Here is a 24608-nt window from a genome sequence, read left to right on the forward strand (position 1 = left end):
TGTGTGTATCGCGTGGTCGTGAAGATCACGCGCGGGTTCCCCCCGCCTGATTCCGATCTCGCCTCCCTGTTCTGTGCCGTGGATGTCGTGCGGTGGATGTCCTTGCCGGCATCCGGATACACCGAAGCCCCGCGCCACCCGGTGAGGGCACGGGGCTTGACGGCGGCTAGGTGCGGCGGCGCGCGTTGACCGTGTTGACCACGGCGATGGCGACGCCTACTGCGAATATAAGCGTCCCGAGGATGTTGACCTGAGGCGGCACCCCGATACGGGTGGCACCCCAGATCCACAGCGGGAACGTCTGGGTGGCACCGCTGGTGAACTGGGTGATCACGAAGTCGTCGATGGAGAGCGCGAAGGCCAGCAGCGCGCCGGAGACGACGCCGGGCAGGATCATCGGGAAGGTGATCCGCCAGAACGTCGTCCAGGTGGACGCGCCCAGGTCGCGTGCCGCCTCCTCGATCGACCGATCGAGCCCGATCACCCGGGCGCGCACGGTGATCGCCACGAAGGAGAGCGAGAACAGCACGTGCGCGATGACCACCGTCGCGAAGCCGGTCTGCACACCGGCGCTGATGAACAGCGAGAGCAGCGAGGCGCCCATGACGAGCTCGGGTGAGGCGATCGCGGCGAACATCACCAGGTTGGTCGCGCCCTGCCCGCGGAAGCGGTAGCGGCCCAGGGCCAGGCCCATGAGCGTGCCGATCAGCGTCGTGATCACCGTGGCGAGCACGGCGATCTTGAGTGAGTTGAGCACTGCCGTGACCAGCTCGGGATACTCGTCCAGGCGGCCCCACCACTTGAGGGTGAAGCCCTGCCAGGTCACGTTCGACTTGCTCTGGGTGTCGTTGAAGCCGAACACGATCATGACGGCGATCGGCAGGAACAGCCAGGCGATGATCAGCCAGACGTAGACCCGGAGCAGCCGGTCACCCAGCCGCCTCGTGTTCAGCGGGGACCTCCGCCCGGCGGGCGCAGGGGCGTCCATCCCGTTCACGACATCGGGTGCGCCGGTGCTCACGGTCGCTCACCGTTCCTGGTCCGGCGGAGGGTGTCAGGGCTCATCGGGCCGCCGCCTCCAGGACGTTCTCGGTGCCGAGCGCCTTGGCGTAGGCGAAGATGCCGATCAGCATCGCCGCCATCAGCGTGAACGACAGCGCGGCGGCGGTCGGGTAGTCGTTGTTGACCAGATACTCGGTCTGGATGATGTTGCCGATCATCGTGTTCTCCGGACCGCCGAGGATGCCCGCGTTGACGTAGTCCGCGGTCATCGGGACGAACGTCATCAGCACTCCGGCGAACACGCCGGGCAGTGAGAGCGGCAGCACGATCTTGGTGAACGCCTCGTGTCTGGCCGCGTACAGGTCCTGGGCGGCCTCGACCACCTTGGGGTCCACCCGCTCCAGTGCGACGTAGATCGGCAGGATCATGAACGGCAGGTAGTTGTAGATCAGGCCGCCGATCACCGCGAACGTCGTCTGCAGCACGTGGAAGTCGTCGGGCAGCAGCCCCGCCGATTTCAGTGGCCCCAGCAGCATGCCGTCGTCGGCGAGCAGGAACCGCCACGACACGGTGCGCAGCACGAACGAGACGAAGAACGGCAGCAGCACCAGCAGCAGGTAGGTGGACTTGCGGTTGCCGCCCTTGAAGGCGATCCAGTAGGCCATCGGATAGGCCAGCGCGATAGAGACGACGGTCGCGACCAGACCGTACCCGGCCGAGCGCAGGAACTGGGTCTGGTACTGCGCCAGGGCGTCGCCGTACACCGAGAAGTTGAACGTCTGGACGAACCCGTTGACCACGTCGCCCTCCTGGGTGGAGACCGAGGCCATGAAGACCATCGGCACCACCAGGAAGATCGCCAGCCAGAGTCCGCCGGGCAGGATGAGCAGGTAGGGGGCGAGGCGCTTCACCGGCCGCTTGCCCCTTCCCGTCTGGTTCGCTCTCTCATCGGCCTAGCCCTGCGTGATCGGCTGGAAGATGTCCTCGAAGATCTTCTCCTCCGCCGGGCTCAGCTTCTTGTACGACCGCAGCTTGGCCATGTCCGCCTCCGAGGGGAAGATCATCGGGCTCTCGGCGATCTGCTCCAGCGCCGCCTTCTCCTTGCCCGTGGCCTTGGCGGCGTCGGCGAGGACCAGGTCCTTGGCGGAGGAGACCGGCGTGATGTAGTTGATGGACTCGACCAGCATCGTGGCGATCTTCGGCTGGTAGACGTAGTCCATGTAGGTCAGCGCGTCGACCGGGTTCTGCGAGGTCTTCGGGATGCACAGGTTGTCCGTCCAGATCGTGCCGCCCTCCTCGGGCACCACGAACCTCAGGTCCTTGCCCTCGGCGACCTGCTGGAAGATGTCGCCCGACCAGGCCATGGTGATCCAGATGTCTCCCCTGGCGAGGGCGTCGACGTAGTCGTTCTCGTAGTACTTGCGCACCAGACCCGCATCGCGCTGCTGCTTGAGCTTCTCCCCCGCCTTCTTCCAGTCGGCCTCGGTCGAGGTGTCGGGGTCGATGCCCAGGGCGAACATGCCGAAGTTGGCGACCTCCTGGGTGTCGAGCATCATGCCGACCTTGCCCTTGTACCTGGGGTCCCAGAGGTCGGCGATGCTCTTGACCTCGTCCACGTACTTGGGGTTGTAGGCGATGCCGGTCAGGCCGCCCGCCCACGGGATCGTGTGGGCGTTGTTCGGGTCCCAGGTGGGGTTCTTGGACACGGAGCTGGCGTTGGCGGCGAAGTTCGGCAGCTTGGCGTGGTCGAGCGGGACGAGGTAGCCCAGCGCGATGGCCTTGGACAGCTGCAGGCCGTTGGTCAGCACCATCAGGTCGTAGCCGATGTCGTTGTTGGCGGCGAGCAGCGGCTGGATCTTGCCGAAGAACGTGGGGATGTCCTGGATGGCCTCCGTGTAGGTCACCTTGATGCCGGTGTCGGCCTCGAACATCTCCAGGGACGGGTATCGCTTGCCGTCCTTGTCGATGTAGAGCGGCCAGTTGGCGAAGCGCAGCGTGCCGTTCTTCTTCTTGGAGCCCCAGTATTCGGCGACGGCGTCCTTCTGGGGCGCCTCCACCTTCTTGCCCTGCACGCCGCAGGCGGTGAGGGCGAGAGCGGCGGCCGACATCCCACCCAGGCGGAGGGCGTCACGGCGGGTGACGGAGCGGCTCTGCGTCATGCCACGCAGGAAGGCGGGGTTCGTGCGGGGATCCATAGCGTGCTCAACTTCCGATCGCATACGAGTGGTGCGGCTGCCACGACAGCCACACGGCGTCGCCACGCTCCGCCGTACTCGTGCTGTCGAGTGCGTTCTGCTGGAAGACGGTCACCTCTGCCCCCTGGGCCAGGCTGACCGTGTAGGAGTTGTAGAGCCCCAGGTAGACCACCTCTGAGACGACGCCTCGTACGACGCTGAGGTCTCCGGTGGGCTCCTCGGTGGAAATACCGATCTTCTCCGGGCGCACCGTGATCGCGATCGGTTCCCCGGCCGTGAACGATCCGCCCTCGGCGAGCACCTGGTCCTCCTCGCCCAGCTTAAGCACCGCGAAACCGGATTGGAGACGGTCGACGGTGCCGTTGAGCAGGTTGGACGTGCCGATGAACCCGGCCACGAAGGCGGTCGCGGGCCGCTCGTAGATCTCTCTTGGGGTGCCGAGCTGCTCGACCATGCCGTCGTTCATGACCGCGATGCGGTCACTCATGGTGAGCGCCTCGCTCTGGTCGTGGGTGACGTACACGAAGGTGATGCCGACCTCGCGCTGGATGCGCTTGAGCTCGATCTGCATGGCCTGGCGGAGCTTGAGGTCGAGGGCGCCGAGCGGCTCGTCCAGCAGGAGCGCGCGGGGGTTGTTGACCAGGGCCCTGGCCAGGGCGACCCGCTGCTGCTGGCCTCCGGACATCTCACGAGGACGGCGCTTCTCGCGCCCGGTGAGGTCGACGATCTCCAGGATCTCGCCGACGCGGCGCTTGATCTCGGCCTCGGCGACCTTCTTGCGCCGCAGGCCGAAGGCCACGTTCTCCCAGACGTTCATGTGCGGGAAGAGGGCGTACGACTGGAAGACCATGTTGACGTCGCGCTTGTTGGGGGGGACGTCGGTGACGTCCTGGCCGTGCAGCCGCACGTTGCCCCGCGACGGATCCTCGAACCCGGCGATCATGCGCATGGTGGTGGTCTTGCCGCAGCCCGAGGGGCCGAGGAGGGAGAAGAACTCCCCCTCGGCGATCGTCAGGGTGACGCCCCTGACCGCCTGGACGACCTCTCCGTGGGAGACATACTCCTTGACGACCCCGTCGAGTTCGATCGCGGGCACTTGGGGCGAGCGGGCGGCGGCCGCCTCCGCGCCCACCTGGATTTTGGTCATGCCAGGCTTATCCCTCTGTTCGCGGCTATTCGCCGATGTAGTGCATGACGTGCTTGACGCGAAGGTAGTCGTGCAAGCCAAAAACGGACAAATCCTTACCATAACCGGAGTGCTTGAAGCCTCCGTGTGGCATTTCTGAGACGAATGGGATGTGAGTGTTTACCCACACCACACCAAAATCAAGACGATTCGATACCCGCATCGCCCGACCGTGGTCGGAGGTCCACACCGAACCCGACAGGCCGTACTTGACGCCGTTGGCCTTGGCCACCGCGTCCGCCTCGTCGGAGAAGGCCTGGACCGTGATGACCGGCCCGAACACCTCGTTCTGCACCATCTCGTCGTCCTGCCTAAGGCCGTCGACGACCGTGGGGGCGAAGAAGTAGCCCCGCTCGCCGACCCGGTTCCCGCCGGTCAGGACCTTGGCGTGACCGGGAACCCGGTCGATGAAGCCGGTGACACGGGTCAGCTGGTCGGCGTTGTTGAGCGGGCCGTACAGGGCCTCCGTGTCGGAGAGGTCACCCGTCACGGTGCTCGCCACCGCCTCGGTGAGCGCGGCCGTGAACTCGTCGTGGACGTCCTCGTGGACCAGCACGCGGCAGGCCGCGGTGCAGTCCTGGCCGGCGTTGTACAGGCCCGCGGTGGCGATGGACTCGGCGGCGGCCTTGAGGTCCTTGACATCGTCGAACACGATGACGGGCGCCTTGCCGCCCAGCTCCAGGTGGACCCGCTTGAGGTCCTCGGCTGCGCTCCTGGCCACCGCCATACCGGCACCGACGGAACCGGTGATCGCGACCATCGACGCGGTCGGGTGGCCGACGACCAGCGCGCCGGTCTCCCGGTCGCCGACGACGACGTTGAAGACGCCCTTCGGCAGGACCTCGCCGAGGATCTCGGCCAGCTTGACCGTGGAGACGGGGGTGGTGTCGGAGGGCTTGAGCACGACGGTGTTACCCGCGGCGAGCGCCGGGGCGATCTTCCAGACCGCCATCATCATCGGGTAGTTCCACGGCGTGACCTGACCCACCACACCGATCGGCTCGTGCCTGATGACCGAGGTGTGCTCGGCGAGGAACTCACCGGAGGTCGGGCCCTCCAGCGTGCGTGCGGCGCCCGCGAAGAAGCGGAAGTGATCGGCCGCGACCGGGGTCTCGTCCTCGGCCATGCGGGCGCGCGGCTTGCCGGTGTTGAGGCACTCGGCCTCGTTCAGCTCCTCGGCCCGCGCCTCGATCGCGTCGGCCACCTTGAGGAGCAGATTGGCACGCTCGCCCGGGGTGGCCCGGCCCCACGACTCGAATGCGGCGGCAGCGGCGGCGTAGGCCGCGTCGACGTCCTCCTGGCCGGAGACGGGGGCGCTAAGGTAGGCCTCTCCGGTGCAGGGGTCGATGACGTCGGAGAACCTGCCGCTCCTGGCCTCCACGAGCTCGCCGTTGACGTAGTTTCTCAGGCGGGGGAGCTCAGGGGTATCAACCGGGGTGGTCACCGTCGGCCTCCTATGGATCGGGGCTGAGTTGTCGCGACTCTTACAGAGCAAGAACCGTACGACAAGGGATTTCGTTGTTAAGATACCAAATTGCTACGAAATCGCTTGACAGGCAGCCCGAAACTGACAACATGTCACATCGGACCCGCAACATGACGGAAACAGCCCCGCAACATGACGCCAGGGAGCGCGGATGACGACGCCGCCCAAGGTACGCCGCGACAACGACGCCAGGCCAGGACCCGTCGTCCTCGACGAGATCTCCAAGCAGATCATCGAACAACTGCAGGGAGACGGACGCAAGCCGTACGCCGCCATCGGCAAGGCCGTGGGGTTGTCCGAGGCCGCGGTACGCCAGCGGGTCCAGCGCCTGATCGACGCGGGGGTCATGCAGATCGTCGCGGTCACCGACCCGCTGACCCTGGGCTTCTCCCGCCAGGCCATGATCGGCATCAAGTGCGAGGGTGATCTGGAGATCGTGGCCGACGAACTGTCGGCCATAAAGGAGATCGACTACGTGGTGCTGACCGCCGGGTCGCTCGACATCATGGTCGAGGTCGTCTGCGAGAGCGACCAGCACCTCCTGGAGATCCTTGGCAAGATCCGGGCCACCCCCACGGTCCGTGCCACCGAGACCTTCGTCTACCTCAAGCTTCACAAGCAGACCTACTCCTGGGGCACCCGCTGACAACTCAACGGCCGGGATGGGCCTCCAGGACGCCCGCCAGGTCGGCGAGGAACCCGTCGACCTCGCTGACCGCGTAGCCCGGCCTCAGCATCACCGTGGCGAACCTCACTCCGCGCACGTCATCGGGGGTGAGGGGCCGGTCGATGGTGCCGCGCAGGGTGGCCGCGACCCGGTTGAGGAAGGCGTCGACCTGGTCCTCGTTGTAGCCCATACCGAGCCGCCCGGGCCTGAAGGCGACCCGCTCGACCCGGGCGGCGTGCTCCTCGGCCTCGTCGGCGCCGAGCGGCTCCGGTGACCCACCGGCCACCGGCTCCCGGTCAACCGCGCCGGGATACCGGGTCTCGATCGCGCCGAGCGGCTCCGGTGACCCACCGGCCACCGGCTCCCGGTCAACCGCGCCGGGATACCGGGTCTCGATCGCGCCGAGCGGCTCCGGTGACCCACCGGCCACCGGCTCCCGGTCAACCGCGCCGGGATACCGGGTCTCGATCGCCACGATGAAGGCCTCCAGCGCGAAGTCGACGGCGATCTCGTGGTAGCCGCCGGGCTTCGCGCGGAAACGGGCGTCGCGGATCTCGTCCGCGGTGATCGGCTCCCCCTCCGGGGCGCCCCTGCCGAGGGTGCCCTCGATCCGGCGGACCAGCAGATCCACCTGATCGGGGTCATATCCCGTACGTACCCCGAGAACCCGTGGAAAGTGGTTCAACCCCGCGTCCTTTCGCCTCTCGCCCATTGGCCTTTCAGCCGACGACCTCCATTCTGCTGGGAATTACCGGCTAAAAGCGACCTCCCAGAGGGCGCTCACCGGCATGGCGCGCATGCGGTCGCCGAACGGGAGCGTCTGTGCGCCCGTGTAGAGGACGATTCCCACCGCGAAATCGTCGCCGAGCCGATTCGCGAGGTGCCGCAGTCCCTTGAAGTCGTCCGGTCGCACCGTCGACGACGCCTTCACCTCTATCCCGACCACGCGCCCCTGGCGATTCTCCAGGACGACGTCGACCTCCGCCTTGTCCTTGGTCCGGTAGTGGAACAGCTCCACGCGTTCGTCGGACCATGTGAGCTGGCGAGCCAACTCCATGAGGACGAAGCCCTCCAGGAGCGGGCCGAAGGCGCCCTCGGGACGCACCAGACTCCTGGAATCCGCCCCCAGGAGGTTCGCCGCGATCCCAGAATCGACGAATGCCATCTTGGGCGTTCCGGTCGAACGGCTGCCGAGGTTGCGTGACCAGGCGGGGATCCGCTTGATCAGAAAGACCTCTTCCAGCAGGCCAAGGTAACGCTGGACCGTGCTCGCGGAAAGCCCGATCCCGTTGCTCAAGGACCCGGGAACCAGTAACTGGCCCGACCTGGCGGCCAGTAGCCGGATCAGAGCCCGCATCTCCGAGGTCCGCTCGATCTCCGCCAGCTGACTCACGTCACGCGCGATGAGATCCGCGACGTACGAGTCGAGGAATCGCTCCCGTCTGCGGATGTTGGGACGTGAGACCGCCTCGGGAAACCCACCCCGGACCAGCCGTTCTGCGTACTCGGCACGGCTGACCCCGGAAGTATGGTGAAGATTTTCAGGCTCGGCGAAGATGGCGTCCACGAATCCGTCGGCCGTGCCGTCGATCTCGCCCTGCGAGAAGGGCCACAGCTCGATGGTCTCCATCCGGCCAGGCAACGCGTCGGGAAGCCCCCGGAGCCCAAGCACGCGTGCCGATCCGGTCAGCAGATATCGGCCCGGCCTCGGATCGGTGTCCACCTGTTCCTTGATGGCGAGCAGCAGCTCGGGGGCTCGCTGGATCTCGTCGATGACCATGAGTTCGGGGAATTCCACGAAACCGGCGGGATCGATGAGCGCGGTCTGGTGACAGGATAGCCGCTGGGTTGCTGACAGAATGGTCGCTACTTTGATAGCAGATTGGTCGCCGACTTGCTGACAGGCTGGTCGCCGGTGACGCGGCAGGATCGCCGTCGATGGAGTGGTGCGGTAGTCGCCGCTTTGTGGGATGCCGGTCGATGTGGGGGTGGTCGCGACGAGGGGAACGGGTGGGAATCCGGACGAGCCATGCCGGGCCGGTTGGCGATGCGGAAGGAGTGTGGGGCGGCCGGGGAGCGCCGCCCGGCCAGGAGGGGCCGGGCGGCGGTCGGCGCCTCAGCGGGCGCAGCCGTAAGGAAAACCTCAGCGGGCGCAGCCGTAAGGAAAAGGGGAGGTTACTCGGCGGCGGCGAGTTGGCCGCAGGCGCCGTCGATCTCGCGGCCGCGGGTGTCACGGACCGTCACCGGCACGCCGTGGAACTCCAGGCGCCGGACGAAGGCCCGCTCGTCCGCCGGCCGGGAGGCGGTCCACTTGGAACCCGGGGTCGGATTGAGCGGGATCAGGTTGACGTGCACGAGCTTGTTCTTGATCAGCTTGCCGAGCAGGTCGGCCCGCCACTCCTGATCGTTGATGTCCTTGATCAGCGCGTACTCGATGGAGACGCGGCGCTTGGTTCTGGCCGCGTAGTCCCAGGCCGCGTCGAGCACCTCGGCGACCTTCCACCGGGTGTTGATCGGCACCAGGGTATCGCGGAGCTCGTCGTCGGGAGCGTGCAGCGAGAGCGCCAGCGTCACCGGAAGCCCCTCCCCGGCGAGCTTGCCGATCGCCGGGACCAGACCGACCGTGGAGACGGTGATGCCCCGGGCGGAGATACCCAGGCCGTCTGGAGCGGGCTCGACCATACGGCGGACGGCGCCGACCACGGCCTTGTAGTTGGCCAGCGGCTCGCCCATGCCCATGAAGACCACGTTGCCGACCCGCCCGGGGCCGCCGGGAACCTCGCCGGCCGCCAGCGCCCGCGCCCCGGCGACGACCTGCTCGACGATCTCGGCGGTGGTCATGTTGCGGGTCAGGCCCGCCTGGCCGGTGGCACAGAACGGGCAGTTCATGCCACAGCCCGCCTGCGAGGACACGCACATGGTCGTGCGGTCGGTGTAGCGCATGAGGACCGACTCGACCAGCGCGCCGTCGAAGAGCCGCCACAGCGTCTTACGGGTGGTGCCGGCGTCGGTGGTCATCTCCCGGACGGAGGTCAGCAGGCTGGGGAAGAGCGCGGCGGCGAACTTCTCCCTGGCCGCGGCCGGAAGGTCGGTCATCAGCGCGGGATCGCCGTTGAGCTTCTCGAAGTAGTGCCGGGACAGCTGGTCCGCGCGGAACGGCTTCTCGCCCAGCTCGGCGACCGCCGCCCGGCGCTCGGCCATGGTCAGGTCGGCCAGGTGGCGGGCGGGCTTGGCCCGGCGCGGCGCCACGAAGGTGAGCTGGCCGGGTACGGGAGTCCCGGACGGGCTGGCAGTCGACACGTCCAATGCCTTCTCTCGACGGTTACGCGAATACTCGAAGCGGTGCCCGACCGTAATCTAGAGTCCGGAGGTATGGCGACAAACCGCCCCACGGGAGAACAGGGAGACGGCGTCGAGGTCGTACTCACCGACGTCAATCCCTACGGGAGCCGCACCCTGGTGGTCGAACGCGACGAGACTTCCTCGGTAGCTTACCTGTGCGGGTCGCGAGGAAAGGTGCACGGAGCCGTCTGGCTGGCCAATCATGGCCCCGCCCCTGAGAGACTCGACCCGGACCGGCTGAACTCCGCACTGCCGCCGATCTCCCCCCGGGCGAACACCCGGCACCCTGACGGCAGAGGCCCCCTGGGCACGCTGCGGGCGCTGTGGTTCGAAGAGGGCGACGGCGTCGCCCTGTACGAGAACGACGAGCTGCTGGCGGTCATTCCCGGGTGGGCGGACATGAGCAGGGGAATGCCCGGCTACTCTCGTGACGCGTTGGGCGAGTCCCCGTTCGCCTGGTCACTGCGGGAGGCCCACGACACACTGGCCGCACGGATCGCCAAGGCCCGCGCCTACTGGGAGTGGCGCGGCGGCGACGGCGCCTGGGCATCGTTCCAGCAGTTCGTGATGGGCCACCTGGACCGCAGGGTCGGCACCGCGGGCCGGTTCTGGGACGCCGGAGGCGAGCGGATGCCCACGGTGGGCATCACCGAACGACCACCGGAGCGGGGCAGGGAGCACACGATCCTTTCCACCGTCGGGATGAGCTGCCAGCGGATGCCCACCGTCGAGCAGTACATCGACCGGCCCGACGCCTACGCCCGGGTGGAGCTCGCCGTCGCCTCATCCGGCGACGCCCGCGACGCGGCCCGGCTGTTCCTGTGGCTGGGACAGTACCCGTGGCACTCGGTCACCTGGCTGGGCCACGGCCACACCGCCAGGTGGTACCACCGGCCGGAGACCTTCCCGCTCGGCTCCGCCTACGGCGGGGTCATGATGCTGACCGGGATGCCCGGGCTGCCCGACCTGTCAGGCTTCTCCTTCGGCGGGGACTCCGTCCAGTGGCTCTGGCTCATCCCGATCACCCCGGACGAGCTACACCTGGCCTCGGCCGAGGGCTACCGGGCGGTGCTTCCGCGCCTGTCGGCCACCCGGCTCACCGAGGCGGGATGAGCCTCTTCACACCAGCAGGGTGAGTAGCACCCAGACCGGAATCAGCGTGACGACGAGGGAGTCGAGGCGGTCCATCATGCCGCCGTGGCCGGGGAGCACACTGCTCATGTCCTTGACGCCGAGGTCGCGCTTGATCACCGACTCGACCAGGTCACCGAGCGTGGCGAAGACCACCACGACCGCGCCGAGGAGAACACCCTTCCAGATGTCGTCCTTCAGCAGCCACGCCACCAGCCAGCCGCCCACGGCCATGCAGGCCAGCGCCGACCCGGCGAAGCCCTCCCAGGTCTTCTTCGGGCTGATCGTCGGGGACATCTTGTGCTTACCGAGGGATATTCCGGCGAAATATCCACCGATGTCACTCGCAACCGTGGTGGCGATGAAGACGACCACCAGGTCCGCACCCTTGATCGGGTGAGCGAGAAGCAGCGCCACGAACCCGGCGAGCAAGGAGGGGTAGACGACGACCAGGATGGTCGCGGTGATGTCACGGACGTAGTTCTCGGTGCCCAGAAGCATCCGCCAGACCATCAGCACGAGCACGGTCATCGCGAAGACGCCGACCAGCCAGGCGGCCCCGCCCCAGTAGGCGCCGGTCAGCATGGCGGCCGTGCCGACCAGAACCGGGATCAACGGAATCCTGATGTCCCTGGTCTCGAACGACCGGACCAGCTCCGTCACTCCGACACCCACCGCCGCGATCACCACGACAAGGAAGAGCTCCTTTACGTAGTAGAGGGAGGCGATGACCGACACCGCCAGGGCGAGACCTACCGCCACCGCAGCAGGAAGATTCCGGCCGGTACGGCTACTGCCCGCCGCAGGTTCCACAGGGGGTCCTACTTTCATACATACACAAAATCCTTGTCCCGCACGGAGTGCCCGCGCGGGACAAGGATCATGGCTCAAACCTCAAGCAGCTCGGATTCCTTGTGCTTGAGCAGCTCGTCAATCTTGGCGACATGCTTCTGGGTGAGGTCGTCGAGCTCCTTCTCCGCCCGGCGCACCTCGTCCTCACCGGCCTCGCCATCCTTAATCATCTTGTCCAGGGTCTCCTTGGCATTACGACGAATGTTACGGATGGAGACCTTGGACTGCTCCGCCTTGTTCCTGGCGACCTTGATGTACTCCTTGCGGCGTTCCTCCGACAACTCGGGGAAGGCCACCCGGATCACCGCCCCGTCGTTACCAGGGTTCACACCGAGGTCCGAGTTGCGGATCGCCTTCTCGATCGCGGCCATCGAGCTCTTGTCGAAAGGCTGGATGATGACCATGCGCGCCTCGGGCACGTGGAACGAGGCAAGCTGCTGAATGGGGGTGGGCGTCCCGTAGTACTCAGCGCTGATCTTGTTGAACATCGACGGGGTGACCCGACCTGTGCGGATGCCGGCGAAGTCTTCCTTCGCCACCGACACGGCCTTGTCCATCTTTTCCTCGGCTTCGAGGAGAGTTTCGTCGATCACAGCGGCTCCCTGTCTTCTCGGTCACTCACCATCCTCGCTCACTTCGCGGGACGCTCCTACCTCGCGTACCACTCCGCTCGCTACGTCGGGCTCGCTCCCTGTCTTCTGGTCGCTCTCCGCTCCTCGCTCACTTCGCGGGACGCTCCTACCTCGCGTACCACTCCGCTCGCTACGTCGGGCTCGCTCCCTGTCTTCTGGTCGCTCTCCGCTCCTCGCTCACTTCGCGGGACGCTCCTACCTCGCGTACCACTCCGCTCGCTACGTCGGGCTCGCTCCCTAATGTGCCGGACTTACCAGCGTGCCGATCTTCTCACCGCGCACGGCCCGCAGGATGTTGCCCTCCCCCATGAGGTCGAAGACCACGATGGGAAGGTTGTTGTCCATGCACAGACTGATGGCGGTGGCGTCCATGACCCCCAGCCCCCGGGTCAGCACCTCACCATATTCGAGGTGGTCGAACCGGACGGCATCGGGACTCTTTCGCGGGTCGGCGTCGTAGACGCCGTCCACCTGGGTGCCCTTGAGCAGAGCCTCGGCGCCGATCTCCAGCGCTCGCTGCGCGGCGCAGGTGTCGGTGGAGAAGAACGGCGAGCCGAGCCCCGCCCCGAAGATGACCACGCGGCCCTTCTCCAAGTGGCGGATAGCGCGGCGGGGCAGGAACGGTTCGGCGACCTGCTGCATGGTGATGGCCGTCTGGACGCGGGTGTCGATACCCCGCTTCTCCAGGAAGTCCTGGAGGGCCAGGCAGTTGATGACCGTGCCGAGCATGCCCATGTAGTCGGCCCTCGCCCGGTCCATCCCGCGCTCGGAGAGGGCGGCACCCCGGAACATGTTGCCGCCGCCCACGACGACCGAGACCTGGACGCCACCTCGGACGGCCTCGGCGATCGAGTCCGCGAGGTGACCCACGACGGCCGGGTCGATGCCCAGCGGCTCGCCGCCGGCGAACGCCTCACCGGACAGCTTCAACATCACCCGCTTCCAGCGAAGCGGATCCGAGTACGAAGAAACCGCCGACGTGGCGGGTCCTGGATTCTCCTGCACGGCGGCGGCCTCCTCGTTTGGTGCTCTACGTGAAGAGCGGGTGTCTGGAATTAGGCCTGGCCGACCTTGAAGCGGACGAAGGCCTGGACCTTGACACCATTCTCGTCCGCGAACTTCGCGACGGACTTCTTGTTGTCCTTGACGAAGGACTGCTCAAGAAGGGTGAAGTCCTTGTACCAGCCGTTGACGCGACCATCGACGATCTTGCCGATGGCGGCCTCGGGCTTGCCCTCCTCGCGGGTCATCTCCTCGAAGAGCGCGCGCTCCTTCTCGATGACGTCGGCCGGGACCTCGGCGGGGCTGAGGTACTTCGGCGCCATCGCGGCGGCGTGCTGCGCGATGTCCTTGGCGACGTCGGCGTTCGGGGTGTCGAGCTGCACGAGCACGCCGACCGCAGGGGGAAGCTGGGGGTCGGTCTTGTGCATGTAGGAGCCGATGAAACCGCCCTCGAGCACGGCGAACCTGCGGATCTCGATCTTCTCGCCGAGCGCGGCGTTGGCCTCGTCGAGGTGCGTCTTGACGCTCTTGCCGTCGAGCTCGGAGTCGAGCAGCGAGGGCACGTCGGTCGGCCTGGAAGCCAGGATGTGCTTGACCACCTGGGCCGCGAGCTCCTGGAAACGCTCACCCTTGGCGACGAAGTCGGTCTCGCAGTTGAGCTCCAGCAGCGCGGCCGCGGAGTCGCCGTCCTGCTCCAGGGCGACCAGGCCGTTGGAGGCGGTACGAGCCTCACGCTTGCCGACGTCCTTGGCGCCCTTGAGGCGGAGGAGCTCGACCGCGCGGTCAAAGTCGCCCTCGGACTCCTCAAGAGCCTTCTTGCAGTCCATCATGCCGGCGGCGGTCAGCTCACGAAGCCGCTTGACGTCGGCCATGTTCACGGAAGCCATTGTCTTTTCCTCGTGGGAATCGTCGTGGATCGGGTGGGTGCCCCCAACTGAGCGACACCCACCCGGAAGGGTCTTGCGGGTCGTACGGCGGACCGTACGAGAAAGGACCTAGTCCTGCTTCTCAGCGCTCTCGGTCTCGACCTCGGCCTCGACCTCGACCTCGGCGGGAGCCTCAGCAGCCGCGGCCTCGGCAGGGGCCTCCACGACCTCGACCTCGGCCTCGGCGGCCGGGGCGCTCTCGGCCTCAGCAGCGGGGGCGCTCTCGGCACTGCCGGCCAGCAGCTCCTGCTCCCACTCGGCCAGCGGCTCGGCGCCACCGGCGACGGCCGGCTTGTCGTCGCCACGGCCCGCACCGGCGCGGGCCATGAGGCCGGCGGCGACGGCGTCGGCGACGACGCGGGTCAGCAGGCCGACGGCGCGGATGGCGTCGTCGTTACCCGGGATCGGGTAGTCGACCTCGTCGGGGTCGCAGTTGGTGTCAAGGATGGCCACGACCGGGATGTGAAGCTTGCGAGCCTCGCTGATCCCGATGTGCTCCTTCTTGGTGTCGACGACCCACACGGCGCTGGGAATCCGGGACATGTCCCGGATGCCGCCGAGGGTGCGCTCAAGCTTCTCCTTCTCGCGGCGGCGCATGAGGAGCTCCTTCTTCGTGAGCCCCGAGGCGGCCACGTTGTCGAAGTCGAGCTCCTCCAGCTCCTTCAGGCGCTGGAGCCTCTTGTGCACGGTGGAGAAGTTGGTGAGCATGCCACCCAGCCAGCGCTGGTTGACGTACGGCATGCCGACGCGGGCGGCCTGCTCGGCGATGGCCTCCTGGGCCTGCTTCTTCGTGCCGATGAACATGATCGTGCCGCCGTGCGCGACGGTCTCCTTGACGAAGTCATAGGCCCTGTCGATGAAGGCCAGCGACTTCTGAAGGTCGATGATGTAGATGCCGTTGCGCTCGGTGAAGATGAAGCGCTTCATCTTCGGGTTCCAGCGACGGGTCTGGTGGCCGAAGTGCACGCCGCTTTCGAGCAGCTGTCGCATGGTGACGACGGGGGTGGACATTAATTGTCCTCCAGATCGGAGCGCCTATCTCTGGGCGCTGTTCTCGGTTGGCCGCGACAACCTGCGGCTGTCGCCCTGATGCCCCGAACCGGATCCAGCCGGGCTCTCACCCGGACCGAGGGATCTCGCTTCTTGACGGGGCATGCGAAGTCGGCCCATGACTCATGGGCCATCAAAAATTGTACCCGCAACCGAGCCTCTCCCTGACCTCCGGGCGTCAAGCACCCCCTACCCGTCACTGGGCAGGCCGTGTGGCCGGCGCCGGGCCCGAGGAAAGAGATTGACCTGCGCCTCGGCGATCCGAGCCCCTGACGGAGCGTCCGCCCGGGCCCTGACGGTGGTCTTGTAGGGGGCGAGCAACTCGTCGATCCGCTCGTTCAGCCACTTCAGCTCATCGGCGTCGACCAGCAGAACGGCACGATGAAACACCGCCGCCTCGCGCCACTCCCGGGACTCCCGCTCCATGTTCTCCAGGGCCCGTCTCACCTCGTCCGCCGCCTGGTCCCGCAGGGCCTTGATCAGGAACTCCTTGGCGCTGCGCACGTCCGGGCCGTCGTCCGGATCGGGGGTGACGCTCAGGCCCACGGAGCTGGAGCGCCACAGCCGTTCCCTGCCGTCGCCGCGCGCGGGCGCGTCCTCGACGAAGCCGTACTTGGCGAGCATGCGCAGGTGGTAGCTGGCCGCGCTCGGCGTGACCCCGACGACCTCGGCGACCTCGGTCGCGGTGCAGGGCCCCTCGGCATGGAGTCGGTTCAGGATCGCGAGCCGCGCGGGGTGGGCCAGCGCGCGCATCGCCGTGGGGTCGGTGAGGGACCTGTGCTTCCGTACCTCGGTCATGTGCAGACCGTACCCATTCCAAATATGAAGTATTGCCTTCATAACCATGAAGGGTTACCTTCACAGTTATGAAGTGTTCCCTTCACACCTTCCGGAAAGCGACATGACCTCCGCGCTCCAGCCGGTGCCGCTCAGGAGACAGCGCGACTACCGGCTCCTGCTCTCCGCCCGTGCCGTCACCGAGACCGGCGCCGAGGTCTCCCGGCTGGCGGTGCCGCTCACCGCCGCCGTCCTGCTCGGCGCCTCCCCCGCCCAGATGGGCGTGCTCACCGCCGCGACCTCGCTGCCCTACCTGCTGATCGGGCTCCAGGCGGGTGCCCTCGCCGACCGGCTGAGGCGGCACCGGCCGGTCATGGTCACCTGCGACCTGGTCTCGGCCGCCGCCATGGCCACCGTCCCGGCGGCCTGGATCACCGGGCTGCTGACCGTGCCGTGGCTGATCGCGGTGGCGTTCGTGGTCGGCACCTGCTCAGTGATCTTCAGGGCGGTCAACTTCCCGCACCTGGCCACCGTGGTCCACGAGAGCCAGCGGACCGAGGCGCTCGCGGGTTTCCAGTCGGCCTTCGCCGTGGCGAGCGTCGGTGGCCCCGGTCTCGCCGGGCTGCTCGTCCAGCTGATCACCGCGCCGTTCGCGCTCCTGGTCGACGCGGCGTCGTTCCTGCTCTCGGCGTTCCTGATCCGGCGGATTGGCGCACCGGAGACCCACACGCCTGCTCCCCCACGCGGCATGTGGACCGAGATCCGCGAGGGCCTGGGCATTGTGGCCCGGCACCCGGCGCTCCGCGCGCTCTGCGGAAGCGGGGTGACGATCAACTTCTTCGGCGGCGTGTACATGGCGCTGTTCGTGATCTACGCGCTCAACGTGCTCGACCTGCCCGGAGGCCTGGTCGGCGCGATCACCGCCTGCTTCGGCGTCGGCGGCCTGCTCGGCGCGGCCGTCGTGCCACGCCTGACCAGACGGTTCGGCGAGAACCGGGTGCTGGTCTACGCCGCCCTGCTCTTCCCCGTCGACTACACGGTCGCGGCGCTCGCCGGCGGCCCGGCGTGGCGCAGCCTCCTGTTCATGTCCGCCAGCGCGGTGACCTCCGGTGTGGCCGTAGTCGCCTTCGCCGTCTGTATGGGCGCCATCACCTTCCGCGAGACCCCCGCCGAGCTGCGCGGCCGGGTCAACGCCACGATGTCCTTCATGATCCAGGGCATCCTCACCCTCGGCGGCCTGGCCGGTGGCCTGCTCGGCGAGCTGCTGGGGCTCCGCCCGGTGCTGTGGATCTCCGCGGCCGGGGTGCTGACCACGATCGCGTGGATCGGCCTCTCCCCACTCCGCCACTCCGCCGACACTTCGACAGAACGATCCTCCGCACCTTGAACGCGATGTCCACCGCGCGTCCTCTCCACACGCGTCCCCTCCACATGTGTCCCCTCCACACGCGTCCTCTTCACACCACGAATGTGATGCCGTTCTGGTCGCAGGCCCAAGGTCCGGCGCGAGAGGCCGTTCCCAGACGGCGCGGCCGTCTCACCACCAGGCGGGCGGGTGCCCGCCGTTCCCCGGAGGTGGGCTCGGCCCCCACCTCGGCTGCCGGTTCGGCTGCCGGTTCGGCTGCCGGTTCGGCTGCCGGTTCGGCTGCCGGTTCGGCTGCCGGTTCGGCTGCCGGTTCGCGAACGCGTTCTTCGACCACGCGATTCCTGCACACCCTCGGCCGCCTATCCACAGAATCCCGTTCGGCCGGTATCCGTCTCACCACCGGCCCGCATGCTCACAGGCATGAAACCCTTCTACGCCATGGGACTGCGAGCCGTGCTGTGCTCGCTGATCCTGGCCGCTCCGGCAGCCGGCGCCCACCGCGCGACCGCCCCCGGGTCCCCCGGCGGAGAGACCGGCCGCACAGGTTCCTCCGGCGGAGAGACCGGCCGCACAGGTTCCTCCGGCGGAGAGACCGGCCGCACAGGTTCCTCCGGCGGAGAGACCGGCCGCACAGGTTCCTCCGGCGGAGAGACCGGCCGCACAGGTTCCTCCGGCGGAGAGACCGGCCACGCGGGTGCCCCCGGCGGGGCGGGGATGACCCGCCCGGGCCGGGCGCCCGCCCCCTCTCCGCTCTGGGGATGGCCGCTCACCGGGCGGCCACGGGTGCTCAGGGACTTCGCGCCACCGGCGCAGCCGTGGCTGGCCGGCCACAGGGGCGCCGACCTCGCCGCGTCACCCGGAGCCGAGGTGCGCGCCGCGGGAGCCGGAACGGTCGGTTACGCGGACCGGCTCGCGGATCGGGGAGTGGTGACCGTCCTCCACTCCGGTGGCCTGCGGACGACCTACCTGCCCGTTCAGCCCTCGGTGCGGCGCGGGCAGGCGGTGGCGACCGGCGAGGTGATCGGCGTCCTCCAGGACATCCCCGGGCACTGCCCCACCGCCTGCCTGCACTGGGGCCTGCTCCGCGACCGCGCCTACCTCGATCCCCTGCTCCTCCTCGGCCACGGCCAGGTCCGCCTGCTCCCCCTGTGGCCCGGTCAGAACTCCCCTCCGCGATCGCCCGCGACGGTGATCGCCAACGGATGACGATCACTAATGGGCGTGCCGACGCTCGTCCCGGGCCGGCCCGGCACCGAGGCGACCGCCTCCCCTGCGGGGGAACAGGCACACCCGGCCCGGCCCGGAAAAGGCTATCCGCCTGAAGGACGATCGGAGCGGAGGCGCCAGCCCCGGGAGACACGCTCGACATAGCCCGCGGCGGCCAGGCCGCCGAGGCAGGAGAGCACGGTCTCCAGGTCGACGCCGGCGGCGACGGCTATCGTCGCCGGGCCCACGCCGATCCGGGTGGGCATGGCCTCGACGACCTTCCTGGTCTCCGGGTCGAGCCGGTCACGGGGGAGCACCGGCCCGCGCGCCTCGGGGGCCAGGTCGGCGCCCATCGTTCCGGCAAGCTCGATCACCTCCTCGGCACCGGTGACGCAGACGGCCCTGCCCTGGCGGATCAGCCGATGGCACCCCGCCGAAGCCTCCGAGGTCACCGGGCCCGGCACCGCGGCCAGATGCCGGTTGAGCGCGATCGCGTGCCCGGCGGTGTTGAGCGCCCCGCTGCGCACCGCGGCCTCGACGACCACCGTGCTCCGTGACAGGGCCGCGATGAGGCGGTTTCTGATCAGGAACCTCGGCCGGGTCGGGTGCGCGCCCATGGGGCACTCGCTGACCAGCACCCCCTGCTCCCGAACGGCCGCGAACAACTGCTGGTGCGCGCTGGGATAGGCGACGTCGGCGCCGCAGGCGAGCACGACGACCGTCGGGGCCTCACAGGCGAGCGCACCGCGGTGGGCGGCACCGTCGATACCGTAGGCACCGCCGGATAGTGGTGCTGTAATGCGGGACGTGATGATTCAGGGGTGGCGGGATTTAGTTTCCCGATCGAGTTTCCGCAAAGTGGACGTACGACAGAAGGGCACATAAAAACCAACAAAACATGCCATTAAGTCGCAGGAATTTTGTGCATACAAAAACCGGACAGGCGTAGTGACATTAGGCGATGATCCGATTACGCTACAGAACCCTGTAGGTCATCACCTGGCCCGCAAGGAATGACGCCGCATCGTCAGCCAGTTCACTTCCGAGGCGAGACGGCGGCGATGCGGCTCAGCGAGGAAAGGCGGGCCACCCCGACAGTCATGTTGCCGGGGTGGCCCTCCCCCGGGGAGCAGTCGACTCGTGCTCCCCGAGTCTTAGGTACCCTCCGCCTCTGGATAGATATCAGACGGTACAGCGAGCCGTACCCGATCCGAGGGAATGACCTCGGGCTCCCCTTCCGGGTGTTCGACGACAAACACCGGCACCCCTGGCGGGAGATCCCACTGGCTCCGCTCTTGCGGGGTCGGCATGCGTGAGGTGACGTGGGCGCCCGCCGGCAGCGTCATGATGCGTATCTTCCAGTCGCTACGCACTCGCGTCCCCGAGCCTCTCTGCGTGACCACCAGGCCCTCGTTGCGAAGCACGCTGAGCGCGTCCCGCACGGTGTCGCGACCCAGATCGTAGATCTGCCCTAGACGTCCCTCGCTCGGCAGTTTCTCCCCGGGACCATACTCCCCCCGCTCGATGGCATCTCTCAGCAGGCTGGCCAGCCATTGGTAGAGCGCGTCAGGGGAGGGCTTGTCGATCACGATCATGAACTTAGGGCCAAGGATGGCGACCCTAAGTTGTGGCCCTAGGGCCACAACTTGATACCGACACATGGCACTGATAGGGGGACACTTCGCCTACCGTGCGCCCCCCTCAAACACGACCTACACTCGATCGTGGGTTGAATGCACGCAGAAGCCCCCCAGTGCTCGCACTGGGGGGCTTCTGCCGCGAAGCACGCTAGTCGAACTCGCCCGCCTTCACTCCGGCGATGAACATCTGCCATTCGTGCGCGGTGTAGCTCACGCGAGGGCCCCCGGGGTCCTTGCTGTTGCGGAGCACGCGTCCGCCGTCGCTCAGGTCGGCCACGTCCACGCAGCCGTCGTTCGGCCCCGAGAAAGAGCTCTTACGGAACTGAAGATCGTTTTGGGTTGAATCCACGTTCCCCGCCTTACTGTTTCAGTTCGTCCATCAGGGACGCCACGTAGCGGATCGACTCCTCAGGCGAGGCGGCCGATGCCTTAGCGCGGCTGTGAGTGAGGGTATAAGTTTCCAGGTCCTCCTCTGCCTCCAGATACATAGATTTGGTGGCCGTCTCCAAGTAGACGATGGAACGGTGCAAGTTTCCAGGGAAGTGAAGGAAGATGAACGGCCCCGTGATCGCGGCATGCGCGCCGGCCGCGTCGGGCAGCACCTGCATCGTGATGTTGGACCAGCCCGCCATCTCCAGGATGAAGCGCAGCTGCGCCATCATGACTTCCGGGCCACCAACCAGCTTCCTCAGGGCAGCTTCGTCGATGATCGCCCACAGGCATGGCGGGCTCTCCTGCCTGAGGATCTTCTGCCGCTCCATCCTTGCGGCGACTCGGCGGGCGATGTCTGCTTCGTCGGCCTCTTCGGCGAGTACCTGGCCGCCTCGGAAGACTGCCGCCGCGTAGTCGGGGGTCTGGAGCAGGCCGGGCACCAGGACGCTGTCGTAGGTCCATATCTCGCGGGCGCCGGCTTCGAGTCCCGCGAGCGGGCCGCGGAAGATGCCCTCTTCCTCGTAGTCGCGCCACCAGCCCTTGACTCGTGAGCCGCGGGCGAGGCCCAGGACGTACTCGCGTTCGTCCTCGTCGGTCACTCCGTACAGGTCGAGAAGCTGACGGATCGTGGCGAGGTTCGGTTTGGTCTTGTCGTTCTCCAGGCCGTACAGCCAGCCGCGGGACCTGTCGAGTTCGGCGCCGACCTGCTCGGTCGTGAGGCCCGCTTCTTTTCGGTGCCGGATGAGTTCGGCGCTGAGGGCGCGGCGCTGAATGGTGGGGCTGCTGCCGCTCACGGCGATCCTCCTTGTGGCTGCTGGTGAGCGCATCATACGGCTCTGTGACCGGGACGGAGGGGACAAATCTGGCGGCAAAAAATTTGTCACAAGGATTGTGTTGAAAAACTTAGGGCCACAAGTCAGTATGAGGAAACCATCACCCGTAGTGAGGTCTCCATGACGCTCGTGGAAGATCCTGTAGCTCGCCTACAGAGGCACTACCCCGACTGGACCTTCCTCCGGTCCGGCCTCGGACGCATCTGGGGACTCCGCAACGAAAGCCCCAACTACGCCATGCAACAAGCAGGAGCCGTCGCGATGCTGGGCGCCGACACCTGCGAGGACCTGGTCCCGCTGCTCGAAGAGCAGAAGCAGATCAAAGCGTGACCGGCGCCCCTTCCCCGGAAGTGCCTGCCACCTATCGGCGGATATTCCCGCCCGTGTCGCGGGTGGCAGTCCGCCCGGCGTCGTTGCCGTCGGACCCGGGGGAAGACCATCCCGGAATCCCGAGGTGCAGCAAGTGCCAGGCACCGATCGCTAAGCAGGTCACCGCATACGGGGACCTGTGGGTCAACTCACGCGGCTTCGGCCAGTGCACACAGGGCGGCCTGCACACCCCGCCTCCCTAAGCCGCCTGGCTGCCATGCGCATGGCAGCCAGGTCAAGGGAAGGCCCCGGCCTCAAGCGTCGGAGGGTGCAGGGCCGGGGCCTTCCCCCTCAAGCTCCGGCGGATGGTGCGGTGCTCCCCTGCCGGGATCCGGTCTCTGCCTGGCGTCGACTCCGGGCAGAGACCGGAGCCACCTCGGACAGTAGACGCAAAGGAGAAAGCGTTGAGCGAAAACAACGCGGAAGCCCTGGCCGACGCTCTGGCCGAAGCGCTCGCCGCCCAGCAAGAACTCGTGGCTTTCACCTCCAGCCATCGCCGGCCGACCTCCGACGAGATGCTCGCGTGGATGCGGGAGCACTCGGACCTGATGCGCCAACCCGAGGAGCGTCCATGACTGTCTTCCAGCCTGGCGATGTCGTCGTCTCACCAGACACCGGCCACACCTGGTGGGTGCACGGCCATATCGGCATGGAGTTGCACCTCACCAGCGCCACCGGAGTGTGCGCGTCCATTCCGGACGCTGAGCAGCGCTACGGGGACCTGGTCCTGCGCTACCGTTCCGCCGCCGACCACCGGCCCGTGAGGAGCAACGGTGAGCACGCCTGACGGCCAAACCGGCACGCCCGCACCGGCGACCGAGTACGGCGTCCGGTGGACGCGCAGCCCCGGCCACAAGCCAACCGTGATCCCCAGCACCGACGCCCACGCAGCCGCACAGCGTGCCCGCCGAGTCCGAGCCCAGCAGCGGGTATTCGGCAACATCGCCGACGCCATCGCCGTCTACCGGGTGGCCGGCGGGGAGTGGACCATCCTGCTGCCGACCTACGCCGACGCCCTCATCGAGGACTTCCAAAAGCGGCTGCGAGAGCAGCCCGAACACGCCCCCGACGACCAGCCCAACCCCTGAAACGCAGAAGACCCCCAAGCTCCCGGCTGGGAGGGGATTCACCCACTGCGGCCCGGCCGGGCACACCGAGGCCCCGTCGCCCATCTCACCGGGCGGCGGGGCCCTCATTTTTGGCAGCGTCAACTTCATCGGAGCAACAGGACAACCACAGCGGGCTGCCCCACGTCTAACGAACTGGTCCGAAGATGTCTATTCACCCAACTCCCACCAATGGGATGTGAAAAAGTAGGCAAACGGCGACACCTCTGACCAGGTAAAACTCAATAGTTAAGCTGGCCTATCGGGGGCGATAGTGGCCATACCGACCCCCCGAAGGTAGCGTGATGAGACGAGCTGAAAAGCAAGGAGGGATCATGGACATGCCGTCCCAGCCCTCCGACCCCTTGGTTGCATCCGTGCTGGCAGTCCTCAAGGCTGCCCGCGAACAGAGATGCGAGATCAACAAAACCAAGCTGGCGAAACTGCTCTATCTGATCGACCTGCAGGCTGTGGAAGACGGCGGCGTACAGTTCAGCGGCGCGACCTGGCGGTGGGACAACTACGGCCCCTACGACCGGGCAATCATCGACGCTGAGATGGACCTCGCTACCAGCGACATCATCGATCGCGTCGACAACCGGGCCAACGACGGCCAATGCGCGCTGACCCTCACGATCGAGATCGACGACCCGCTGCCTTCTCCGCTAATGGACATCGTCCGTCAAGTCGTTCGTGAGCATGGCTGCAAGTCCGCAACCGCCCTCAAGCAGCTGTCCTACGACACGCCTCCCATGATTGAGGCGCAGGCCGGCGGTGAGCGTGGCGTACTGCTGGACCTCAGCCGGGTACGGCGCCGCAAGCAGTTCCAGGCGATGCTGATGCGAGCCAAAGCTAGGAGGGCTTCCCGTCCGGTCCAGCAGCGCGACCCCGACGTGGGCGAGCAGTTGCTAGCCGAGCTGGCGCTCAGCGCTGAGTCGATCCGTCGGGCCAACGAGAAGGTACTAGGCGACCGGTGACGCCCCCCATCCGCAAGGGTGGCGTCTACTGGGTCTCCGATGGTTCCTTGAGACTGCCCCCTGAAGACAAGCGTGAGATCAAGCCCAAGCGCCCCATCATCGTTGTCAGCGGTGATGGCACCAACCAAGACGCCAACTGGCCAACTGCGCTGGTCATCCCTATCTCAACATCAACAACGTCAAAGACGGAGTTTTGCCTGCAACTTGGCGCCACGGTGGCCAACCTGCCTAGGAAGGGGTGGGCGCGCGTGGTAGCTGTTCAGCCGCTGGCTAAGACCGATATCCAGGACTTCATGGGGATGCTACCTGCGCAGATGGTGACATTGTTGGAAGAAAATCTCTTCACCTACATGAGCGCTGGCTGAGTGGCCGAGGATCAAACCCGTGGCTTGAAATGCGATAAGGCGCCTCGCTCCACATCGGAGCGGGGC

At 67.1% G+C, this 24608-nt stretch carries 28 protein-coding genes; 10 read left to right on the forward strand and 18 right to left on the reverse strand.

Annotation, left to right across the window (positions count from 1 at the left end):
* Positions 1-166: 166 nt before the first annotated feature.
* The 5 genes from OIE13_RS21995 to OIE13_RS22015 all read right to left on the reverse strand — a co-directional run bounded on the left by OIE13_RS21995 (position 167) and on the right by OIE13_RS22015 (position 5827).
* Positions 167-988, reverse strand: a complete 822-nt coding sequence (locus OIE13_RS21995; RefSeq protein WP_442811743.1) for an ABC transporter permease — start codon at positions 986-988, stop codon at positions 167-169.
* A gap of 73 nt (positions 989-1061) precedes the next feature.
* On the reverse strand, positions 1062-1913 hold the full coding sequence (locus OIE13_RS22000; protein ID WP_326636826.1) for an ABC transporter permease: 852 nt from the start codon (positions 1911-1913) through the stop codon (positions 1062-1064).
* A 42-nt stretch (positions 1914-1955) separates the two neighbouring features.
* On the reverse strand, positions 1956-3197 hold the full coding sequence (locus tag OIE13_RS22005; RefSeq protein ID WP_326636825.1) for a polyamine ABC transporter substrate-binding protein: 1242 nt from the start codon (positions 3195-3197) through the stop codon (positions 1956-1958).
* Between the two features lie 7 nt (positions 3198-3204).
* Entirely contained in the window at positions 3205-4344 is a 1140-nt protein-coding gene (locus OIE13_RS22010) for an ABC transporter ATP-binding protein (protein ID WP_326636824.1), read from the reverse strand.
* Positions 4345-4369: 25 nt separating this feature from the next.
* A complete protein-coding gene (locus OIE13_RS22015) occupies positions 4370-5827 on the reverse strand; it encodes a gamma-aminobutyraldehyde dehydrogenase (protein ID WP_326636823.1) in 1458 nt (485 codons plus the stop codon).
* Positions 5828-6020: 193 nt separating this feature from the next.
* Here OIE13_RS22015 and OIE13_RS22020 point away from each other — a divergent pair, with 193 nt between their 5' ends.
* Complete coding sequence (locus OIE13_RS22020) at positions 6021-6515, forward strand: Lrp/AsnC family transcriptional regulator (RefSeq protein ID WP_326636821.1); 495 nt, start codon at positions 6021-6023, stop codon at positions 6513-6515.
* 4 nt (positions 6516-6519) lie between these two features.
* On the opposite strand, the gene OIE13_RS22025 is transcribed toward OIE13_RS22020, so the two are convergent.
* The 3 genes from OIE13_RS22025 to rlmN form a co-directional block, all read right to left on the reverse strand.
* Positions 6520-7221: a DivIVA domain-containing protein gene (locus OIE13_RS22025; protein ID WP_326828643.1), complete on the reverse strand. Its 702-nt coding sequence runs from the start codon at positions 7219-7221 to the stop codon at positions 6520-6522.
* Between the two features lie 63 nt (positions 7222-7284).
* Entirely contained in the window at positions 7285-8334 is a 1050-nt protein-coding gene (locus OIE13_RS22030) for an ATP-binding protein (protein WP_326828644.1), read from the reverse strand.
* A 377-nt stretch (positions 8335-8711) separates the two neighbouring features.
* Positions 8712-9836, reverse strand: coding sequence for a 23S rRNA (adenine(2503)-C(2))-methyltransferase RlmN (gene rlmN, locus OIE13_RS22035; protein WP_326636815.1), 1125 nt, complete (start codon positions 9834-9836; stop codon positions 8712-8714).
* Positions 9837-9908: 72 nt separating this feature from the next.
* Between rlmN and OIE13_RS22040 the strand changes: the two genes are divergently transcribed.
* Positions 9909-10991, forward strand: coding sequence for a suppressor of fused domain protein (locus OIE13_RS22040; protein WP_326636813.1), 1083 nt, complete (start codon positions 9909-9911; stop codon positions 10989-10991).
* A gap of 6 nt (positions 10992-10997) precedes the next feature.
* Here OIE13_RS22040 and OIE13_RS22045 read toward each other — a convergent pair whose 3' ends face one another.
* The 6 genes from OIE13_RS22045 to OIE13_RS22070 form a co-directional block, all read right to left on the reverse strand.
* The gene (locus OIE13_RS22045) at positions 10998-11771 is read right to left on the reverse strand and encodes a phosphatidate cytidylyltransferase (RefSeq protein ID WP_326636812.1); all 774 of its coding nucleotides are present in this window, start codon (positions 11769-11771) and stop codon (positions 10998-11000) included.
* A 125-nt stretch (positions 11772-11896) separates the two neighbouring features.
* Positions 11897-12454, reverse strand: a complete 558-nt coding sequence (gene frr / locus OIE13_RS22050) for a ribosome recycling factor (protein WP_326636811.1) — start codon at positions 12452-12454, stop codon at positions 11897-11899.
* 276 nt (positions 12455-12730) lie between these two features.
* On the reverse strand, positions 12731-13426 hold the full coding sequence (pyrH, locus tag OIE13_RS22055; RefSeq protein WP_326636809.1) for a UMP kinase: 696 nt from the start codon (positions 13424-13426) through the stop codon (positions 12731-12733).
* A gap of 122 nt (positions 13427-13548) precedes the next feature.
* Positions 13549-14382, reverse strand: a complete 834-nt coding sequence (gene tsf / locus OIE13_RS22060) for a translation elongation factor Ts (protein ID WP_326636806.1) — start codon at positions 14380-14382, stop codon at positions 13549-13551.
* A gap of 108 nt (positions 14383-14490) precedes the next feature.
* Positions 14491-15432 (reverse strand): 30S ribosomal protein S2, encoded by a 942-nt coding sequence (rpsB, locus tag OIE13_RS22065; protein WP_326828645.1) that lies wholly within the window; start codon positions 15430-15432, stop codon positions 14491-14493.
* Between the two features lie 228 nt (positions 15433-15660).
* Positions 15661-16269: an ArsR/SmtB family transcription factor gene (locus tag OIE13_RS22070; protein WP_326636802.1), complete on the reverse strand. Its 609-nt coding sequence runs from the start codon at positions 16267-16269 to the stop codon at positions 15661-15663.
* Between the two features lie 103 nt (positions 16270-16372).
* Between OIE13_RS22070 and OIE13_RS22075 the strand changes: the two genes are divergently transcribed.
* Positions 16373-17635, forward strand: coding sequence for an MFS transporter (locus OIE13_RS22075; RefSeq protein WP_326636800.1), 1263 nt, complete (start codon positions 16373-16375; stop codon positions 17633-17635).
* Between the two features lie 399 nt (positions 17636-18034).
* Positions 18035-18820, forward strand: coding sequence for a murein hydrolase activator EnvC family protein (locus tag OIE13_RS22080; RefSeq protein ID WP_326828646.1), 786 nt, complete (start codon positions 18035-18037; stop codon positions 18818-18820).
* Positions 18821-18924: 104 nt separating this feature from the next.
* Here the strand turns inward: OIE13_RS22080 and OIE13_RS22085 are convergent, their stop codons facing one another.
* The 4 genes from OIE13_RS22085 to OIE13_RS22100 form a co-directional block, all read right to left on the reverse strand.
* Positions 18925-19635: a DNA-processing protein DprA gene (locus OIE13_RS22085; protein WP_326830308.1), complete on the reverse strand. Its 711-nt coding sequence runs from the start codon at positions 19633-19635 to the stop codon at positions 18925-18927.
* Between the two features lie 339 nt (positions 19636-19974).
* Positions 19975-20415, reverse strand: coding sequence for a GntR family transcriptional regulator (locus OIE13_RS22090; protein WP_326828647.1), 441 nt, complete (start codon positions 20413-20415; stop codon positions 19975-19977).
* Between the two features lie 193 nt (positions 20416-20608).
* The gene (locus OIE13_RS22095) at positions 20609-20809 is read right to left on the reverse strand and encodes a DUF397 domain-containing protein (protein WP_326828648.1); all 201 of its coding nucleotides are present in this window, start codon (positions 20807-20809) and stop codon (positions 20609-20611) included.
* Between the two features lie 10 nt (positions 20810-20819).
* A complete protein-coding gene (locus OIE13_RS22100; protein ID WP_326828649.1) occupies positions 20820-21686 on the reverse strand; it encodes a helix-turn-helix domain-containing protein in 867 nt (288 codons plus the stop codon).
* 159 nt (positions 21687-21845) lie between these two features.
* Here OIE13_RS22100 and OIE13_RS22105 point away from each other — a divergent pair, with 159 nt between their 5' ends.
* The 6 genes from OIE13_RS22105 (at position 21846) to OIE13_RS22130 (ending at position 24542) form a co-directional block, all read left to right on the forward strand.
* Entirely contained in the window at positions 21846-22055 is a 210-nt protein-coding gene (locus OIE13_RS22105) for a hypothetical protein (protein ID WP_326828650.1), read from the forward strand.
* Positions 22056-22498: 443 nt separating this feature from the next.
* Complete coding sequence (locus OIE13_RS22110; RefSeq protein WP_326828651.1) at positions 22499-22669, forward strand: hypothetical protein; 171 nt, start codon at positions 22499-22501, stop codon at positions 22667-22669.
* Positions 22666-22881, forward strand: coding sequence for a hypothetical protein (locus OIE13_RS22115; protein ID WP_326828652.1), 216 nt, complete (start codon positions 22666-22668; stop codon positions 22879-22881). Before OIE13_RS22110 ends, OIE13_RS22115 begins: the two co-directional genes overlap by 4 nt.
* Positions 22868-23182, forward strand: coding sequence for a hypothetical protein (locus tag OIE13_RS22120; RefSeq protein ID WP_326828653.1), 315 nt, complete (start codon positions 22868-22870; stop codon positions 23180-23182). Before OIE13_RS22115 ends, OIE13_RS22120 begins: the two co-directional genes overlap by 14 nt.
* A gap of 353 nt (positions 23183-23535) precedes the next feature.
* Positions 23536-24177: a type II toxin-antitoxin system antitoxin SocA domain-containing protein gene (locus OIE13_RS22125; RefSeq protein WP_326828654.1), complete on the forward strand. Its 642-nt coding sequence runs from the start codon at positions 23536-23538 to the stop codon at positions 24175-24177.
* The gene (locus OIE13_RS22130) at positions 24174-24542 is read left to right on the forward strand and encodes a type II toxin-antitoxin system PemK/MazF family toxin (RefSeq protein ID WP_326828655.1); all 369 of its coding nucleotides are present in this window, start codon (positions 24174-24176) and stop codon (positions 24540-24542) included. Before OIE13_RS22125 ends, OIE13_RS22130 begins: the two co-directional genes overlap by 4 nt.
* Positions 24543-24608: the final 66 nt, after the last annotated feature.

Origin of the sequence: Streptosporangium sp. NBC_01810 (assembly GCF_035917355.1) — a bacterium.
GTDB lineage: Bacteria > Actinomycetota > Actinomycetes > Streptosporangiales > Streptosporangiaceae > Streptosporangium.

Excerpts from the sequence above, each read along its gene's own strand:
- OIE13_RS22020 (WP_326636821.1), top strand. The coding sequence starts at position 6,021 with ATGACGACGCCGCCCAAGGTACGCCGCGACAACGACGCCAGGCCAGGA.
- pyrH (WP_326636809.1), bottom strand. The coding sequence starts at position 13,426 with ATGTTGAAGCTGTCCGGTGAGGCGTTCGCCGGCGGCGAGCCGCTGGGC.
- OIE13_RS22075 (WP_326636800.1), top strand. The coding sequence starts at position 16,373 with ATGACCTCCGCGCTCCAGCCGGTGCCGCTCAGGAGACAGCGCGACTAC.
- OIE13_RS22125 (WP_326828654.1), top strand. The coding sequence starts at position 23,536 with ATGGACATGCCGTCCCAGCCCTCCGACCCCTTGGTTGCATCCGTGCTG.
- OIE13_RS22040 (WP_326636813.1), top strand. The coding sequence starts at position 9,909 with ATGGCGACAAACCGCCCCACGGGAGAACAGGGAGACGGCGTCGAGGTC.
- OIE13_RS22005 (WP_326636825.1), bottom strand. The coding sequence starts at position 3,197 with ATGGATCCCCGCACGAACCCCGCCTTCCTGCGTGGCATGACGCAGAGC.
- OIE13_RS21995 (WP_442811743.1), bottom strand. The coding sequence starts at position 988 with ATGGACGCCCCTGCGCCCGCCGGGCGGAGGTCCCCGCTGAACACGAGG.
- OIE13_RS22070 (WP_326636802.1), bottom strand. The coding sequence starts at position 16,269 with ATGACCGAGGTACGGAAGCACAGGTCCCTCACCGACCCCACGGCGATG.
- OIE13_RS22105 (WP_326828650.1), top strand. The coding sequence starts at position 21,846 with ATGACGCTCGTGGAAGATCCTGTAGCTCGCCTACAGAGGCACTACCCC.
- OIE13_RS22090 (WP_326828647.1), bottom strand. The coding sequence starts at position 20,415 with ATGATCGTGATCGACAAGCCCTCCCCTGACGCGCTCTACCAATGGCTG.
- tsf (WP_326636806.1), bottom strand. The coding sequence starts at position 14,382 with ATGGCTTCCGTGAACATGGCCGACGTCAAGCGGCTTCGTGAGCTGACC.
- OIE13_RS22115 (WP_326828652.1), top strand. The coding sequence starts at position 22,666 with ATGACTGTCTTCCAGCCTGGCGATGTCGTCGTCTCACCAGACACCGGC.
- OIE13_RS22080 (WP_326828646.1), top strand. The coding sequence starts at position 18,035 with ATGAAACCCTTCTACGCCATGGGACTGCGAGCCGTGCTGTGCTCGCTG.
- rpsB (WP_326828645.1), bottom strand. The coding sequence starts at position 15,432 with ATGTCCACCCCCGTCGTCACCATGCGACAGCTGCTCGAAAGCGGCGTG.
- OIE13_RS22010 (WP_326636824.1), bottom strand. The coding sequence starts at position 4,344 with ATGACCAAAATCCAGGTGGGCGCGGAGGCGGCCGCCGCCCGCTCGCCC.